This is a genomic window from Arthrobacter sp. SLBN-100 (genome assembly GCF_006715305.1).
Taxonomy (GTDB): Bacteria; Actinomycetota; Actinomycetes; order Actinomycetales; family Micrococcaceae; genus Arthrobacter.
The window spans coordinates 669,446-686,873 of the sequence record NZ_VFMY01000001.1; the positions used below are offsets into that span (position 1 = coordinate 669,446).

At 64.8% G+C, this 17,428-nt stretch carries 17 protein-coding genes; 16 read left to right on the forward strand and 1 reads right to left on the reverse strand.

Going from position 1 to position 17,428, the window contains the following annotated elements; all coding sequences use genetic code 11:
- Window positions 1-11: 11 nt before the first annotated feature.
- Window positions 12-1,289, forward strand: coding sequence for a cysteine--1-D-myo-inosityl 2-amino-2-deoxy-alpha-D-glucopyranoside ligase (mshC, locus tag FBY31_RS03120; RefSeq protein ID WP_142036745.1), 1,278 nt, complete (start codon window positions 12-14; stop codon window positions 1,287-1,289).
- A gap of 27 nt (window positions 1,290-1,316) precedes the next feature.
- Here the strand turns inward: mshC and FBY31_RS03125 are convergent, their stop codons facing one another.
- A complete protein-coding gene (locus tag FBY31_RS03125) occupies window positions 1,317-2,222 on the reverse strand; it encodes a PAC2 family protein (RefSeq protein ID WP_142036748.1) in 906 nt (301 codons plus the stop codon).
- Window positions 2,223-2,399: 177 nt separating this feature from the next.
- Between FBY31_RS03125 and FBY31_RS03130 the strand changes: the two genes are divergently transcribed.
- From FBY31_RS03130 to tatC, 15 genes are all read left to right on the forward strand, one after another.
- On the forward strand, window positions 2,400-3,158 hold the full coding sequence (locus FBY31_RS03130; RefSeq protein WP_442858205.1) for an HAD family hydrolase: 759 nt from the start codon (window positions 2,400-2,402) through the stop codon (window positions 3,156-3,158).
- Window positions 3,151-4,317: a site-2 protease family protein gene (locus FBY31_RS03135; protein WP_142036753.1), complete on the forward strand. Its 1,167-nt coding sequence runs from the start codon at window positions 3,151-3,153 to the stop codon at window positions 4,315-4,317. Before FBY31_RS03130 ends, FBY31_RS03135 begins: the two co-directional genes overlap by 8 nt.
- Window positions 4,318-4,413: 96 nt before the next feature.
- A complete protein-coding gene (locus FBY31_RS03140) occupies window positions 4,414-5,478 on the forward strand; it encodes a tRNA (adenine-N1)-methyltransferase (RefSeq protein ID WP_142036755.1) in 1,065 nt (354 codons plus the stop codon).
- 82 nt (window positions 5,479-5,560) lie between these two features.
- Window positions 5,561-7,312, forward strand: a complete 1,752-nt coding sequence (gene arc / locus FBY31_RS03145; protein WP_142036757.1) for a proteasome ATPase — start codon at window positions 5,561-5,563, stop codon at window positions 7,310-7,312.
- The gene (gene dop / locus FBY31_RS03150) at window positions 7,309-8,982 is read left to right on the forward strand and encodes a depupylase/deamidase Dop (protein WP_142036760.1); all 1,674 of its coding nucleotides are present in this window, start codon (window positions 7,309-7,311) and stop codon (window positions 8,980-8,982) included. The genes arc and dop overlap by 4 nt, the downstream gene beginning before the upstream one ends.
- An 85-nt stretch (window positions 8,983-9,067) precedes the next feature.
- Window positions 9,068-9,271, forward strand: coding sequence for a ubiquitin-like protein Pup (locus FBY31_RS03155; protein WP_142036762.1), 204 nt, complete (start codon window positions 9,068-9,070; stop codon window positions 9,269-9,271).
- A gap of 80 nt (window positions 9,272-9,351) precedes the next feature.
- Window positions 9,352-10,173, forward strand: coding sequence for a proteasome subunit beta (gene prcB, locus FBY31_RS03160; RefSeq protein WP_142036765.1), 822 nt, complete (start codon window positions 9,352-9,354; stop codon window positions 10,171-10,173).
- Window position 10,174: 1 nt separating this feature from the next.
- Complete coding sequence (prcA, locus tag FBY31_RS03165; protein ID WP_142036768.1) at window positions 10,175-10,885, forward strand: proteasome subunit alpha; 711 nt, start codon at window positions 10,175-10,177, stop codon at window positions 10,883-10,885.
- 9 nt (window positions 10,886-10,894) lie between these two features.
- The gene (pafA, locus tag FBY31_RS03170) at window positions 10,895-12,259 is read left to right on the forward strand and encodes a Pup--protein ligase (protein ID WP_142036771.1); all 1,365 of its coding nucleotides are present in this window, start codon (window positions 10,895-10,897) and stop codon (window positions 12,257-12,259) included.
- A 113-nt stretch (window positions 12,260-12,372) separates the two neighbouring features.
- Window positions 12,373-13,335, forward strand: coding sequence for an FKBP-type peptidyl-prolyl cis-trans isomerase (locus FBY31_RS03175; RefSeq protein WP_142036774.1), 963 nt, complete (start codon window positions 12,373-12,375; stop codon window positions 13,333-13,335).
- Between the two features lie 77 nt (window positions 13,336-13,412).
- Window positions 13,413-13,808: an FKBP-type peptidyl-prolyl cis-trans isomerase gene (locus FBY31_RS03180; RefSeq protein WP_142036777.1), complete on the forward strand. Its 396-nt coding sequence runs from the start codon at window positions 13,413-13,415 to the stop codon at window positions 13,806-13,808.
- Window positions 13,809-13,912: 104 nt separating this feature from the next.
- Entirely contained in the window at window positions 13,913-15,907 is a 1,995-nt protein-coding gene (locus tag FBY31_RS03185) for a helix-turn-helix transcriptional regulator (protein WP_142036779.1), read from the forward strand.
- Window positions 15,908-15,917: 10 nt separating this feature from the next.
- Window positions 15,918-16,265, forward strand: a complete 348-nt coding sequence (locus tag FBY31_RS03190) for a hypothetical protein (RefSeq protein ID WP_142036782.1) — start codon at window positions 15,918-15,920, stop codon at window positions 16,263-16,265.
- A gap of 32 nt (window positions 16,266-16,297) precedes the next feature.
- Window positions 16,298-16,570 carry a Sec-independent protein translocase subunit TatA gene (gene tatA / locus FBY31_RS03195; RefSeq protein ID WP_142036785.1) on the forward strand — a complete coding sequence of 91 codons (273 nt, stop codon included), beginning with the start codon at window positions 16,298-16,300 and terminating at the stop codon, window positions 16,568-16,570.
- A 47-nt stretch (window positions 16,571-16,617) separates the two neighbouring features.
- Window positions 16,618-17,412 carry a twin-arginine translocase subunit TatC gene (tatC, locus tag FBY31_RS03200; protein WP_142036788.1) on the forward strand — a complete coding sequence of 265 codons (795 nt, stop codon included), beginning with the start codon at window positions 16,618-16,620 and terminating at the stop codon, window positions 17,410-17,412.
- Window positions 17,413-17,428: the final 16 nt, after the last annotated feature.

The following is a 17,428-nucleotide window of genomic DNA, read 5'->3' on the forward strand; positions in this document are numbered from 1 at the left end:
AGGCTTGGCGTGTGAAATCCTGGATCTCCCGCCCTGTTCCTGACGTGCCCGGCAGCATGCCCGCCATCCGGTTGTTCGATACCGCCTTACGACGCGAGGTAGCCCTGGAATTGGACGGCCGGCCGTCCATGTACGTCTGCGGCATCACTCCGTACGACGCCACGCATATGGGTCACGCCGCCAGCTATGTCGCGTTCGACCTCCTGAACCGGGCCTGGCGGGACGCCGGCCATGAGGTGTCGTACGTCCAGAACGTCACGGACGTGGATGATCCCTTGCTGGAACGCGCCACGGCAACCGGGGTGGACTGGCAGGACCTGGCGGCAAGCCAGATTGAGCTCTTCCAGACGGATATGGAGGCACTGAACGTCCTCGCACCGGATCACTACGTCGGCGCCGTCGAATCCATCCCTTTGATCGTTCCAGAGGTGGAACGCCTCGTCAGCCTCGGGCTGGCTTACAAGGTGCAGGGCAGCAACGGTGAGCCTGACGGCGACATTTATTACGACGTCGAAGCGGCCGGCAAGCAGTCAGTGTCACCGGACGCCTGGACCCTCGGTTCCGTCTCCGGACTGGCCGAAAGCGAAATGCTGGAACTCTTCGCCGAACGCGGCGGCGATCCCGGCCGGTCCGGCAAGCGGCAGGCATTGGACCCGCTGCTGTGGCGGGTGGCGCGTGAGGGCGAGCCGAGCTGGCCGGGCGGCAGCCTCGGAGCAGGCCGGCCCGGGTGGCACATCGAGTGCACGGTGATTGCCCAGAAGTACCTGCCCTCGCCCTTCACTGTGCAGGGCGGAGGGTCCGACCTGATCTTCCCGCACCATGAGATGGGAGCGGGCCACGCCTATTCGCTGGCCGGCGTCCCGCTGGCAAAACATTATGCCCACGCCGGCATGGTGGGGCTGGACGGCGAGAAGATGAGCAAGTCCAAGGGCAACCTGGTGCTGGTGTCGAAGCTGCGTGCGGCGGGGGAAGACCCGGCGGCCGTCCGCCTGGCCATCCTCGCCCACCACTACCGTTCGGACTGGTCATGGACTGACGAAGGATTCGAGGCCGCAAAGGCAGACCTGGCGGCCTGGCGCCAGGCGCTGGACCATGCTCCCGCCGGCTCGGCTTCCGCCCTCATCGCGGAAATGCGCGCGGCCCTGGCTGCCGACCTCAACGCCCCCGCGGCGGTTGCGGCCGTCACCCGCTGGGCAGGACAGGCGAACTCGGCCGGAACCCCCGCCAGCCGCGAGGACCAGGTGTTGGTGCGGGACGCCGTCGACGCCCTCCTCGGTATCCGCCTCTGACGGAACGGGCGGTCCGGTCAGGCCCGGTCAGGGCCGGTCCTGGCCCCGGCGTTTGAGGTACCGCTCGAACTCGCGGGCAATGGACTCCCCGGTTGCTTCCGGAAGATCGGCGGTGTCCTTTGCCTCCTCAAGCTGCCGGACGTACGCCGCGATTTCGGGATCCTCGGTGGCCAGTTCGTCCACGCCGCGCTCCCAGGCGTCGGCCTCTTCCGCCAGCTCGTGCGTGTCCAGCGGCACCTGGAGCAGCTCCTCGATGCGGTGGAGGAGTGCCAGCTGTGCTTTCGGCGAAGGCGCCTGCGCAACGTAGTGCGGAACCGCGGCCCACAGCGAGACCGTGGGGATGCCAGCCAGCAGCGAAACCTCGGAGAGAACCCCCACGATTCCCACCGGCCCCTCATACTGTGACGCTTCCAGGTTCATGCGTTCCCGCAGCGGCCCGTCGTCCGAGGAAGTACTCACGGGAATGGGCCGGCTGTGGGGGACATCCGCCAGCAGTGCGCCCACCAGGATGACGTAGTCAACGTTCAGGGCTTCGGCATGGACCAGGAGTTCGGCGGTGTACGCCCGCCATTTATAGGACGGCTCAGTGCCCTGGACAAAGATGACGTCCACGTTCGAATTGGGTGCGCTGGCCTTGTAGATGCGCGTGGAGGGCCACTTGATCTTGCGTTCGCCGGCAGCGTTCCGGCGAATCGTGGGGCGCGTGAACTGGAAATCGTAGTACTCGTCCGCGTCAATGGACGCCACCTTCTTGCCGCCCCAAAGCTTGTTGAGATACCGCAGCGAGTCGCTTGCGGCCTCGCCGGCGTCATTCCAGCCTTCAAAGGCGGCAAGCATCACTGTCACGCGCTGCCCGTCAGGCACAGGCTGCAGGAACCGTTCGCGGGCAGGTCCTGCCCCCGGTTCGGTGGTGTCTCCCTCGAAGCTATTCATTTCTTCACCCTACGTCCAAGAAGCGGGGTGATGCATTGAATGAAGCGCCGAAAAAGGCAGTAAACAGCGCCGCATTCGCCGAGGGCGTAGCCACAGTCCCCGTCCAGGCTGTCCCCGTAGACTGGGTGAATGCGACAGCCAGCCACACCTTCCCCGCTCAAAGCCGTCCTTTGGGACATGGACGGCACCATAGTGGACACCGAGCCCTACTGGATCGCGGCCGAACACGCGCTGGTTGAAGCCCATGGCGGAACCTGGTCCCATGAACAGGCCATGCAGCTCGTGGGCCAGTCGCTGACGTTCTCCGCCGGGCTCCTCCAGCAGGCCGGCGTCGATCTTGGCATACGGCAAATTATCGATACCCTCACAGCCGAAGTGGTGGCCAGCGTCCGGCAGCAGGTGCCCTGGCGCCCTGGCGCCCGGGAACTGCTGGAAGACCTGCACCAGGCAGGCGTGAGGTGTGCGCTTGTCACCATGTCCGAGGGGCCCCTCGCCCGGGAAGTGGTGGCCAGCCTTCCCCGGCCGTACTTCGAGGTGGTGGTGACCGGGGATACCGTGACGCAGGGAAAGCCGCACCCGGAGGCCTACCTGACCGCCGTCGAGCTGCTGCAGGAGACCGATCCGGACCTTTTCCTGGAGCACTGTGTTGCACTCGAAGATTCAACGCCGGGAGTGGCGGCCGCTGTCGCGTCCGGGGTTGCCACCGTTGCCATTCCACACATCGTCCCGCTGCCTGAGGACGAACGGTACATCCTGTGGGAGACCCTCGCAGGCCGTTCGCTGGCTGACCTTGAAGATGTGGTCCTCGCCCGCTCCCTCTCGGACGAGTCCGGCGGGTACGAGGCCATCGGGTACGAATCCACGCAGTACGGGTCCGGCTCGTACGAATCCCTTACGTTCGAAAGCGCCGGGGCCCCGGGGACTGCCCATGACTGAGACGGCCGCCCCGGCCCGCCGTGAGGGCATACCGCTGGGACGGATTGCCGGAGTTCCAGTTGTCCTGGCATACTCCTGGTTCGTCATCGCCGCGTTCACGGTAATTGTTTATGGACCGGTACTTGACCAAAGCAACCGAGCGCTCGGCGCCAGCGCGTACATCGTCGCGTTCGCCTATGCTGTGCTGCTGCTCATCTCGGTCCTGGTCCACGAACTGGCCCATGCCCTGACGGCCAAAATCTACGGCTGGCCCACACAGAAGATTGTGCTCAACCTGTGGGGCGGACACACGCAGTTCGACAGCTTTACGGCCACCCCCGGACGGTCCGTGCTGGTGGCCCTGGCCGGGCCCGCTGCGAACTTTGTCCTGGCCGCCGGCGCCTGGCTGATGCTCAATGGTGCCGCCCTGGGCAGTGTCGCCGAGATCCTCACCAACATCTTTATGTGGGCCAATTTCCTCATTGGCGTCTTTAACGTCCTGCCCGGGCTGCCCCTGGACGGCGGCCGACTGGTGGAATCGGTCGTTTGGAAGGCCACCGGCAGCCAGGCCAAGGGCACGGTGGCGGCAGGGTGGGGCGGCCGCCTGATCGTGATCGTACTCGGCTACTGGTTCATCCTCCGGCCGCTGCTTGCCGGCGATTCGCCCGAGTTCAGCCTGCTGATGATTACCGTCCTGGTGGGCGGTTTCCTGTGGATGGGGGCCTCCGCTGCCATCCAGCAGGGAACCCTCCGGGGACGGCTGCACCTGGTCAGTGCGGCGGCATTGTCGACGCCGGCCGTCGGGCTGCCAGCCACGGCGTCAGTCCAGGACGCCCTCCGCATGGGGGCCCCGTCGTCCACGTCGGTAGTGGTCTGCGCAGCAGACGGACGCCCACAGGGCGTAGTGGATCCGGCCGCCCTGCAGTCCGTTCCGGCCGTCGCTGCCCAAACAACTCCTCTTGCGGCCGTGTCCCGCGCCCTTGCCGCCGGGGCGTACGTGCCCGAATGGTCGAAAGGGCAGGAGCTCCTGCACTTCCTGTCCCAGCTGGAAGGCCGGGACTACGCCGTCGTGGACCACAACGGCAAGGTGACCGGGCTGCTCTCTCAGGAAGCCGTGCTGTCCGCCATTACTGGCAGGCGCCCGCGGACGGATGGGCGCCCGCAGGGCAGGAACCGGTAGAGTTACCTGCCGGTCGTGCATTGCCGCCGCAGAAGCCACAATGTCCTCAGGGGCGTTTTCGCGGGGCACAACAGTTTTACAGGAGCGAGGAAAATCATGAGCAGCGAAACTGCCGTCAACGAAGCCGCCGCAGCAGCCCAATCCGGTGTTGCCGCCGGAGGCTCGCAGCCGGTGGGAGCTGCCCGTCGCCGGGGTCCTTTCCGGGAAGGCGAACGTGTCCAGCTGACTGACGAGCGGGGCCGCATGAACACGATCACCCTTGAAAGCGGCGGCGCGTTCCACACCCACCGTGGCTTCCTGAACCACGATGAGATCATCGGCAAGGTGGACGGTTCGGTGGTGGTCAACAACGTTGGCCAGCAGTACCAGACCCTGCGCCCGCTGCTCTCTGATTTCGTCCTCTCCATGCCCCGCGGCGCTGCCGTTGTGTATCCCAAGGACGCCGGCCAGATCGTCACCATGGCGGACATCTTTCCGGGTGCGCGCGTGGTTGAAGCGGGAGTAGGCTCGGGCGCCCTGTCCATCTCGCTGCTCAGGGCGGTCGGAGACAACGGCTACCTGCACTCGTTCGAACGGCGTGAAGAATTCGCGGACATCGCCCGTGGAAACGTGGAAACCATCTTCGGCGGTCCCCACCCTGCGTGGCAGATCACCCTGGGCGACTTCCAGGAGGAAGTTGTCCGGACCGAGGAGCCCGGCTCGGTGGACCGCGTGGTCCTGGACATGCTCGCGCCTTGGGAGTGCCTGGACGCCGTGGCCACGGTCCTGGCACCGGGCGGCGTGTGGATCAACTATGTCGCCACCGTCACCCAGCTCTCGCGGACAGCCGAGGCCATCCGCGCCGACGGCCGGTTCACTGAACCTGACGCCTGGGAATCGATGGTGCGCGGCTGGCACCTTGAGGGCCTCGCCGTCCGCCCGGATCACCGGATGGTGGCCCACACCGGATTCCTGCTGGTTACCCGCCGGCTGGCCGACGGCGTCACAGGCATCTCGGTGAAGCGCCGTCCCTCCAAGACCGAGTTCAATGATGAGGACGTCAACGCCTGGACGCCCGGGGCCGTGGGGGAGCGGCTGGTGTCCGACAAGAAGCTTCGGCGCGCAGCGCGCGACGCGATCGCGGGCACGAACGTCGTGGACACGCCGGAGATCACGAACTAGTCCAAATTTCGGGAGTCTCCATCCCTACCTGCCATCTTGGGGCTAAGGTCTTAATAGAAGCGCAGGAAGGGGCTGATACATCATGGAGACGCCAAACCAGGACTCCGGACGTACACCGGCAGAGCAGTCTGCCGCCAACGACCTCTCGGTTGCCGACCGCCAGGTCAACATCCTCCGGGACAAGCTCAGGCACATCGACCGCCAGTTGGCTGCGGCAACGCAGAACAACACCAAGCTGGTCACCATGCTTGAAGCCGCGAAGGCCGAGATTCTCCGGCTGAAGAACGCGTTGGACCAGGAAGGACAACCTCCCTACAGCTTTGGCACCATTCTTCAGCTGAACCCGCGGCGGCAGCCCTCTCCGGGCAACAGCGGGCAGGCCGCCACGGAAGAATCTGTAGACATCTTTAATGCCGGGCGGAAGATGCGGGTAGGCATCAGCCCGCTGGTGAACATCAACCAGCTGGCGGTGGGCCAGGAAGTCCTCCTTAACGAGGCCCTCCTCGTCGTCGCCGGGCTTGGCTACGAGCGTGCCGGGGAACTGGCCACCCTGAAGGAGATGCTCGGAGCCGACCGCGTCCTCGTGGTGGGACGGGCCGATGAAGAACGGGTGGTCAGGCTTTCCGGGGCGCTCCTGGCCGAAAAGCTCCGCGTGGGCGATGCCCTCTCGATCGATTCCAGGACGGGGTATGCCCTGGAGAAGGTGCCCCGGTCCGAGGTGGAGAACCTGGTCCTGGAAGAAGTTCCGGACATTACGTACGAGGATATCGGCGGACTCGGGCCGCAGATCGAGCAGATCCGCGACGCCGTGGAACTCCCGTTCCTGCACCCTGACCTTTATCGGGAACACGGGCTGAAGGCGCCCAAGGGCATCCTGCTGTACGGCCCGCCCGGCTGCGGCAAGACCCTCATCGCCAAGGCCGTGGCCAATTCGCTCGCCGCCCGCGCCGCAGAGCGCTCCGGAAATGTGGACCTAAAAAGCTACTTCCTGAACATCAAGGGCCCGGAGCTCCTGGATAAGTACGTGGGCGAAACCGAGCGGCACATCCGCCTCATCTTCTCCCGTGCACGGGAGAAGGCATCGGACGGCAGCCCGGTAGTGGTGTTTTTCGACGAGATGGACTCGCTGTTCCGCACCCGCGGCACGGGCATTTCCTCCGACGTCGAAACAACCATCGTGCCCCAGCTGCTGAGCGAGATTGATGGCGTGGAGCGGCTGGACAACGTCATTGTCATTGGCGCCTCCAACCGCGAGGACATGATCGACCCCGCCATCCTTCGGCCCGGCCGGCTGGATGTCAAGGTCAAGATCCACCGCCCGGATGCCGAGGCCGCCGCTGACATCTTCAACAAGTACATCACTACGGATCTGCCATTCCACGAGTCCGACCTCGCGGAACACAACGGGGACGTCCAGGCCACGGTGGACGCGATGGTGCAGCGGACCGTGGAAGCCATGTATTCCACGGACAAGTCGAATGAGTTCCTCGAAGTCACCTATGCTAACGGCGACACCGAAATGCTGTATTTCAAGGACTTCAACTCCGGTGCCGTAGTCCAGAACGTGGTGGACCGGGCCAAGAAGTACGCCATCAAGGACCTCCTCACCATGCAACAGAAGGGGCTCCGGATCGAGCACCTGCTCCGGGCCGTGGTAGACGAATTCCGCGAACACGAGGACATGCCCAACACCACCAATCCGGACGACTGGGCACGCATTTCCGGCAAGAAGGGCGAGCGGATCACGTACATCCGCACCATCGTCCAGGGCAAGGCCGGCCAGGAGCCAGGAAAGTCCATCGAAACAATGCCGACCACAGGGCAGTATCTATGACGGCAGCGCAGGAACCCGCCGCCGGGGGCGCCCTCCCCGTCGGCGGGGCCATGCGTGTCATGGGGGCAGAAACCGAATACGGCATTCATGCCCCGACCGCCCCGTCCGCGAACGCCACCATGATGAGCGCGCGTGTGGTGCAGGCTTACGCCCAGGTGACACGCCAGCGTGCCGCCGGCGGGGCGGAAACCCGATGGGACTATACGGACGAGGAGCCCCTGCATGATGCACGCGGCTGGACTGTGGACAGGGGCTCGGCGCATCCCAGCCAGCTGACTGACCAACCGCCCGTCCTGGACGCGGAAGCGGTGGCGCTGGCCTATGGCCGGGAGGAACTGGAGCTCGACGGCCAGGACGAGTCCGGAACCCTGTTGATGAACATGGTCCTCGGCAACGGGGCCAGGCTGTACGTGGACCACGCCCACCCCGAATACTCAAGCCCCGAAGTCACCAACCCCCGGGACGCCGTCACCTGGGACGCCGCGGGAGACCTCGTTGCCCTTGCCACGGTACGGCGGCTGGCGGCGGACCCCGATCTGCCGGCGGTAAACCTCTACAAGAACAATACGGACAACAAATCGGTGTCCTACGGGTCCCACGAGAATTACCTCATGCCGCGGTCGGTACCGTTTGGGGATATCGTGCGGGGCCTGACGCCCTTCTTCGTCAGCCGCCAGATCCTTTGCGGGTCCGGACGGGTGGGGATCGGCCAGGATGCATCCACCCCGGGTTACCAGATCAGCCAGCGGGCCGACTTCTTCGAAGCCGAAGTGGGCCTGGAAACCACCATCAGGCGTCCCATTATCAACACCAGGGACGAGCCGCACGCGACGGCGGACAAGTACCGGCGCCTGCACGTCATCATTGGCGACGCCAACCTCAGCCAGGTCTCCAATTACCTGAAATTCGGGACCACTTCCATGGTCCTCAGCCTGATCGAGGCGGGGCTTGCACCGAAGATCGAGGTGCACGAACCTGTTCCCGCCCTGCAGGCGGTCAGCCACGATACGTCCCTTACCGCCACCGTCAGACTGCTGGACGGCAGGCGGGTTACGGCCCTGGACCTGCAATGGATGTACCACGAGGCGGCCGCCAAGCTGGCGCAGGACACCGGCGTTGGCGACGCACTGGACGGCGACGGGCACACCCATGACGTCCTGGACCGCTGGGCCACCGTCCTCACGCAGCTGGACAACGACCGGGCGGCGGCCGCCAGCTCCGTGGAATGGGTGGCCAAGCTCTCCCTCCTGGAAGGTTACCGCCACCGCGACGGACTTGAATGGAATGATGCCAGGCTCGGGCTGATCGACCTCCAATGGGCGGACATCAGGCCCGAGAAAGGCCTGTACTACCGCCTCCTGGCCAGGAACCGCATGGACAGGATCGTCGACGACGGCGCCATAATGGCGGCGGTGGGAGAGCCGCCGTCGGACACCCGTGCGTTCTTCCGGGGCAAGTGCATCAGCAGCTTCGGCAAGGACGTGGTCGGGGCCAGCTGGGACTCCGTCATCTTCGACGTACCCGGGTACGGCAGGCTCCAGCGCGTACCGACGAGGGAACCGTTGCGGGGAACCAAAGCTTTGACCGGAGCGTTGTTCGCACGCTACCGGGAGGCAGGCCCATTCCTTGGGGAGCTGCTGGGACACCGCACCGCTCCGCCTGCGGCGTAAACCGCGCCGGAAGGACCGCTTCGTGGCAGGATGGGCATATCGGAGGATCCGCCGGATCTGACGATCACGATAGGGAGAGGTAACAATGGCAGGCCAGGAGCAGCAGCAGCCACAATCGCGCGACAGCCAGGTCGACGAGGACATTCCCGAGGCACCCCCGGCGGCGCCCGAAGCACAGGCATCAGCAGCCACCGAAGGCGTTGATGACCTCCTCGACGAAATCGACGGGGTGCTGGAATCCAACGCCGAGGAGTTCGTGCGCGCCTTCGTACAAAAAGGCGGCCAGTAACCCGGACCGGAGGGTGGCGGTAGCCGCGGCCGGCCGGAATCTGTACCGACGTTGAAGAACTACGTTCAAGGAGTGCATGAGTGCAGGAATCAACCGCCAACCAGGTAGCCGCCAACGCCACCTCATCCTTCACGGAACATCTGCAACGGGACCGGCCAGAACTCCTGCCCTATAACAGGGGACTTCAGGCCGTCGCGCCCGGCGCCGCTCCGCTGCAGGTGCCGCATGCCACCACCATCGTAGCGTTGAGCTACGCCGGCGGCGTGCTGATGGCCGGGGACCGGCGGGCCACCATGGGCAACGTGATTGCCAGCAGGCACATTGAAAAAGTCTTCCCCGCGGACCGTTACTCCGTCCTGGGCATCGCCGGCACTGCCGGCATCGCCATCGACCTCACCCGCCTGTTCCAAGTGGAACTCGAACACTACGAGAAGATCGAGGGCACCCTCCTCAGCCTTGAAGGCAAAGCCAACCGGCTGGGGGCGATGATCCGCGGCAACCTTCCCCTGGCCCTGCAGGGACTCGCCGTGGTGCCCCTCTTCGCCGGCTTCGACACCAGCGCCGGCGTCGGGAGGCTTTTCTCCTATGACGTCACCGGCGGCAGGTATGAGGAGCACGAGCACCACACGGTGGGGTCCGGTTCAGTCTTCGCCCGGGGCGCCCTGAAGAAGCTGTGGCGGCCCAACCTCAGCGAGGCCGAAGCCGTCTCCGTCGCCGTCGAGGCCCTTTACGATGCGGCCGACGACGATTCCGCCACCGGCGGCCCGGACACCGTCCGAAAGCTGTGGCCCGTGATCTACACCGTCGACAGTACAGGTGCCCGGCGGGTGGCTGAGAACGAACTCGCTGCCGCATCAGGACATATCATCGAGGCCCGCACCAACGCCGGACGGGAGGCCTGAGATGACACAGCAGTTTTATGTCTCACCTGAGCAGCTGATGAAGGACCGTGCGGATTTCGCACGGAAGGGCATCGCCCGCGGCAGGTCCGTGGCCGTGATCAGCTGCGCGGACGGCATCGCGCTGGTGGCCGAGAACCCCTCGCCGTCCCTGCACAAAATCGGCGAAATATACGACAAGATCGCGTTCGCCGCCGTCGGAAAATACAACGAATTCGAAAGCCTCCGCCAGGCCGGTGTGCGCTACGCCGACGTCCGTGGCTACTCCTACGACCGTGAGGACGTCACGGCCCGCGGCCTCGCCAGTGTTTATGCCCAAAGCCTGGGCGCCGTGTTCACCGCTGAGCAGAAGCCTTTCGAAGTGGAACTGGCAGTAGCGGAGGTAGGTCCCACCCAGGCTGAGGACCATCTCTACCGGCTGACCTTCGACGGTTCCATCGCGGACGAACACCAGTTCGTAGTGATGGGCGGACAGGCGGACAAGGTGTCGTCAGCCATTGAGGAAGGCTGGCGCAGTTCAATGAGCTTCGCCGATGCCCTTCAACTCGCCATGGCGGCCCTCGTCCCGGCCACGGAATCTGATGCCCAGCCGAAGGCACTGCCCGCCACGGCGGTGGAAGTTGCCGTCCTGGACAGGCAGTCGGAGAGCTCACGGGGCTCGCGGCGCGCGTTCCGCCGGCTTGACGACGCGGACATAACTGCACTGCTGGCCTAGGAGGACACAATGGACAAGAGAATCTTCGGTATCGAAACGGAATTCGGCATTTCGTATTCCAGCCCCGACTCGAGGCCTCTTGCCCCCGAGGAGGTGGCCCGGTACCTCTTCCGCAAGGTGGTCAGCTGGGGCCGGTCATCCAACGTTTTCCTGACCAACGGCTCCCGGCTGTACCTGGACGTGGGGTCCCATCCTGAATATGCCACTGCCGAGTGTGACGACCTCGCCCAGTTGATCGCCCACGACCGTGCCGGTGAACTGATCCTCGATGACCTTGTGGACGAGGCCCAGGCCCGGCTCGCGGCGGAGGGCTTCAACGGCACTGTCTACCTGTTCAAGAACAACACCGACTCGGCCGGCAACTCCTACGGCAGCCACGAGAACTACTTGATACCGCGCCGCGGGGAATTCTCCAGGCTCGCCGAAATCCTGATTCCCTTCCTGGTCACCCGGCAGCTTATTGCCGGTGCCGGGAAAATCCTCAAGACACCGCACGGGGCAACCTTCGCCTTTTCCCAGCGGGCGGACCACATCTGGGAAGGCGTTTCCTCCGCCACCACCCGGTCCCGGCCCATCATTAACACCAGGGATGAGCCGCACGCGGACGCCGAGTTCTACCGGCGGCTGCACGTCATTGTCGGGGACTCGAACATGTCAGAAGCCACGGCCCTGATGAAGGTGGGCACGGTGGACCTGGTCCTGCGCATGATTGAGGCCGGGGTGATCATGCGGGACATGCGGATGGAAAACCCCATCCGCAGCATCCGGGAAATCTCCCATGACCTCAGCGGCCGTGCACTGGTCCGTCTGGCTAACGGGCGCCAGCTGACAGCACTGGAGATCCAGCAGGAGTACCTGACCAAGGTCACGGCGTTCGTCAAAGAGCATGGCGCCCACAACCCACATGTTCCCTTGATCCTTGACCTGTGGGAGCGGACGCTGAAAGCCATCGAAAGCGGTGACACGCGCGGCATCGACACGGAGATCGACTGGGCCATCAAGAAGAAGCTGATGGACAACTACCGCGAACGCCACGGACTGGGCCTGGACGCCCCGCGGATAGCCCAGCTGGACCTGACCTACCACGACATTTCCCGCAGCCGCGGACTGTACTACCTGCTGCAGTCCCGTGGGGCAGTCCGGCGGATCGTGGACGATACGGTGATCAAGGACGCGGTCGATGCACCGCCGCAAACGACGCGCGCGAAACTTCGTGGTGATTTCGTCCGGCGGGCACAGGAGTTGGGCCGGGATTACACCGTGGACTGGGTGCACCTGAAACTCAATGACCGGGCGCACCAGACCATTCTGTGCAAGGATCCTTTCCGCAGCGTTGATGACCGGGTGGATGCCCTTCTGGAGTCTATGGGCTGACACTCAGGTTCAGGGGCTATTCTGGATGAGGCCTTTAATCGGGCCCTCCCGCGGTGTTGCCCGCCCAGGTGCGGATCGCCGCCTCCATCTTGCCCCGACGAAAGTTCTCTTACGTGCGCCGACTACTAGCAATCCTTCTTCCCGCTCTGCTGCTGTTGACCGCCTGCGGCGGTTCTTCGGCAGAGCCGGAGCCCACCAGCAAGTCTGCTGGTGAGACTGCGAAGTTCGACTCCCTCAAACTGACTGACAACGGGGACAAGAAGGCCCCTGGTGTGGAATTCGACAAGCCGCTGGAAGTGGCCGACCCCACTATCAAGGTGGTCACTGAGGGCAGCGGTGAATCAGTGAAGGCGAACCAGATCGCCAACATCTCGATCCTCGCCCTGAACGGCAGCGACGGGTCCACGCTGGAGGACACGTTCCCCAGTGAGCCCGAGCCCCTCGAACTGAACGAGGAACTGAAGACCGGCAGCGAGGTCATCTACAACGCGTTCGTTGGCGCCAAGGTAGGTTCCAGCCTTGCACTGGCTGTCCCGGGCCAGCAGGGCGCAGCCGCCCCCAGCCCCTCCGACGGCACCAGCCCCAGCCCGGCCGCCGCAGCCCAGCCCACACAGCTGCTGATCATCAAAATCCTTTCTGCCTCCGACGTGACACCAGCGCTGGAGAAGCCCGAAGGTGAAACGGTGACCCCGCCCGCCGGGCTTCCGACCGTCACCGAAAAAGACGGCATCCCCGAGATCTCCGTCGAAGGTGTTGCGGCTCCCACCGCCCTCGTGTCCCAGGACCTGATCAAGGGCACGGGCGCCACGGTGAAGGAAACCGACACCCTGACTGTGAACTACGTGGGCGTCACCCTGGTGGGCGGAACCAAGTTCGACTCGAGCTTCGACCGTGGGGAACCCGCAACCTTCCCGCTCACCGGCGTGATCAAGGGCTGGACCCAGGGCCTGGCCGGCAAGACGGTGGGCTCGCGCGTCCTGCTGGTCATCCCCAAGGACCTGGCCTACGGCGACGCCGGCCAGGGCGAGGCCAAGGGCGATCTTGTCTTCGTAGTGGACATCCTTGGAGCCAAGTAGCAACAATGGCAACAGGCCCGGCCTTTGCCGCGGCATCCAACAGCAGCACACCATCTGCCAGACACCTAGGAGCAACCATGTCTTTTGGACAGCGGGATTTTGACCGCCAGAAGCCCGAGATCGATTTTCCCGAGGGCGACGTCCCTACGGAACTCGTCATCACCGACCTCATTGAGGGAGACGGCCGCGAAGCCCAGGCCGGGGATACCGTATCCACGCACTACGTGGGCGTCGCCTGGTCCACGGGCGAGGAATTCGACGCCTCATGGGGCCGCGGCGCCCCGCTGGACTTCCGCGTTGGCGTTGGCCAGGTCATCCAGGGCTGGGACCAGGGCCTCCTGGGCATGAAGGTGGGCGGCCGCCGCCGTCTGGAAATCCCCTCCGAACTGGCGTACGGCTCCCGTGGCGCCGGGGGAGCCATCAAGCCCAATGAAGCCCTGATTTTCGTGGTTGACCTCGTGGGCGTTCGCTGACGCCAGGCTCTGCGAGCGTTGAAGCGCGGCAGTAACAGGACCCCGGTGCCCTGTTGCTGCCGCGCTTCCTGCGTTCCGGCCCGGAGTTTAGTAACGTAACCTGAGTGTCCGCATCCCGTACTGAACGCCTCCTCAACCTGCTGATCGCACTGCTCAACACACGGTACGGCCTGCGCCGCAGCGAATTACGCGAAACGGTTTACCGCGGCATTCCCGGCAATGAGGCGTCGTTCGGAAGGATGTTCGAGCGGGACAAGGCGGATCTTCGCAATTTCGGCTTTGACTTGGAGACCTTGACCGACCTGGGCTGGAGCGAAGACGATCCCGCGACCACCAGGTACAGGATCGGCAAGGAGTCCAACCGCCTGCCGGACGTGGAACTGGGTCCGGAGGAGTGGACAGTCCTGCTCCTGGCCTCCCAACTCTGGGAGCGGGCCGCGCTGGGCACCGCCGCCCAGAGCGCGCTGCGGAAGCTGCAGGCGTCCGGTGCGGTCGCGAACGTTCAACTGCCACCGGGGGTCCAGCCGCGGATCAAGCCCGCGGGCCAGGCCTTCGACGACCTCGTTGCGGCAATGCATGCCAGGCACCCCGTCACTTTCACCTACCTGGCTGGAAGTACGGGCACGGAAGAACAGCGGACTGTGGAGCCCTGGGGCCTCGGCAGCCGCTTCGGACACTGGTACCTCGTGGGCTATGACCGCGCCAGGCAGGCGGCCCGCCATTTCCGGCTCTCCCGCTTCACCAGTGCTGTGGCAACCCTGGAGCGGGAGCAATTTGCCCCTCCGCGTGACTTCAATATCAGGCAGGAACTGGGACGGCTGCCCGAACTGCCGCTGCGCACCGCCGTCGTGGACGTCCGTGCGGGCCGTCTCCTGGCACTGCGCCGCCGCGCTGTGGCACAGGACGCCCCGCCGGAAGGTGAACCTGCTCCCCAGCCCGGCCCCGGCTACGAGCGCCTCAGCCTGCAGTACAGGGACCCGGAGGTCCTTGCCGAAGAGCTCGCCTCCTACGGCCCGGACGCCCGGGCGGTGGCTCCAGCCGAACTCACCAACGCTGTCCGGCGGAGGCTGCGCGCCGCAGCTGACTTCAGCGACGCGCCCGTTCCCACCTTCCGTTTTGCTGCCGCGCCTGCCCGGCCCGTCCGTGTGCGCACCTCAGAGGACCAGCTCAAACGCATGCTTCAGCTGGTGCCCTTCCTGGTGCACAACCAGGGCTTGCATATCCAGGACGTCGCACAGCATTTCGGCATCAGCAGGAAGGAACTGGAGGACGACCTGCAAATCCTTATCTGCTCCGGGCTCCCCGAGGGATACCCCGACGATCTGCTGGACATCCAGTGGGAAAACGACCACGTCTACATCAGCCAGGACCTGGACCTGAAGAAGCCGGTCCGTTTCACGGTCGAGGAAGCCTGCGCCCTCCTGACCGGGCTGGAATCGCTGAACGGGCTGCCCGGCGTGGCCGAGGGCGGCGCCCTTGAATCGGTGACCCTCAAACTGCTGGCAGCCGCCGGCGAGGAAGGGCTCCGGGCGGCCTCGCTGGCGGGACCGGAAGTGGCACCCGCCGACGCCGCCACGCACGCGACGGTGCGGCAGGCGATCGAGTCCCGGTCCCAGCTGCGCCTGACGTACCTGTCCCCGCAGCGTGACATTGTGTCGGAGCGGGACGTTGATCCGTTGCGCCTCTATTCGCTGGACAACATCTGGTATCTCGAGGCCTACTGCCACTCAGTTGAAGGCTTGAGGAATTTCCGCCTGGACCGGGTCCAGGATGTCCACCCCAACGGCCTGCCGGTGCCTGCCGGAACCACGCCTTCAGAGGGCGTCCCGGCGAAGCTCTTCACCCCCAAGGACGACGACGTGGTGGTCACCGTCCAGCTCACCCGGCAGGGGAGGGGGCTCGCGGACGACTACTACGCGGAGCGTACTGCCGAACTCGACGACGGCGGGCTGGTGGCCGAAATCCGCTTCGGCAACACAGAGTGGCTGCCAATGTTCGTGGCCCAACATGGCGGTTCGGCCCGCATCCTGGCTCCGGCCGACCTGGCGGACGCGGCCCGCAACTGGCTCGCGGCGTCCCTGGCAAGGTACGGCGGCTAGACTTCTCAGCATGCCTTGGTGGTCCTGGATCCTGATATGGGTGGCGCTCGTTGCGCTGTCGCTGCTTTTTTATGTCCTCCTGGGCATCCGGCTGTTCCGCCAGTTCATGGCGACCGTCAAGGATCTGAGCGCAGCAGGCGAAAAGTTGGGGCAGTTCGCCCCCGTTGAACAACCGGATGCCGGTGCGGACCCGGCGGGTCCGCGGCCGGGCTCAGCCGTTTTTGCCTCGCCCGCCCTCATGCGACATGATTACGAGGCATCCAAGTCGTCCCGGCGGGAACAACGCCGCCTTCGGCGGGTACAGCGGAAGACGGACCGGGGCCAGCCGCAGGCGCTCGGCGATCTCGACTTCACATAGAAGTAGGATGTATTTAGAGGAAAGGATTTCCCGTGGGAAGACTCTTTGATGGCCCCTGGCCCATCGTTATTATCATCATCGTCGCTTTGCTTCTCTTTGCCGCACCCAAACTTCCTGCCATGGCGCGCAGCCTTGGCCAGTCCATGCGGATCATCAAATCCGAGGTCAAGGAAATGAAGAACGACGGCAAGACTGACACCACCGACGCCTCAGGCCCGGTGGAAGGCACTATCGTCAACCACCCCCAGGCGAAGCCCGGCGAGCCGACAGACGGCACTGACGTTCCGCCGTCGAACCGCGCCTGACCACAGTGGCACTGTCGCGGTCCCGTAAAGCCAACCCCGAAGGGCGGATGGCTCTTTGGGACCACCTCAAAGAGCTTAAGAACCGGCTGATCAAGTCGGCTATCGGCGTCGTCATTGGCGGCGTCGGAGGATGGATACTTTACGATCCGCTACTGAAGGCCCTGGCCGAACCGGTCAACCGCATCTCGGAGCAAACCGGCGGGCTTGCTGCAATCAACTTCGGGAGCATTGCTTCCCCGTTCGATTTCAAGCTCCAGATGTCACTCCTCATCGGCGTGGTTATTTCCAGTCCGATCTGGATTTACCAGCTGTGGGCTTTCATCACTCCGGGCCTTACGTCCAAGGAGCGCCGTTACACCTTGGGTTACATGGCGGCGGCGGTCCCGTTGTTCCTGGCCGGTATCTGGGCCGGCTGGCTCGTAGTGCCCCAGGTGGTCCACGCCCTGACGCAGTTCACGCCGGAGGGCTCGTCCAGCGTTATCGACGCGCGGACGTACATTGAATTCGTGACCCGGATGGTGCTGGTGCTGGGTCTCGCCTTCCTGGTGCCCGTGGTGCTGGTGGGCATCAACATGGCCGGCATCATCTCCGGCCGCACCATCCTCAGGGCCTGGCGAATCACGGTGTTCCTGGTGTTTGTCCTTGCCGCGATCGCAGCTCCGGGGGCAGATGCCATTTCGATGTTTATGCTGGCCGGCCCCCTGCTGGTGCTCTTTTTTGCCGCCATCGGCATCTGCCTGATGAATGACAAGCGCCGTGAGCGCCGCCAGGCGAAGCGGGTGGCCGAAACCGAGGCAACGGCGGACATCGCCACCCCGGGCACTGAGCTGAAGAACCTCTAGGCGCCCGTTAGGCTTG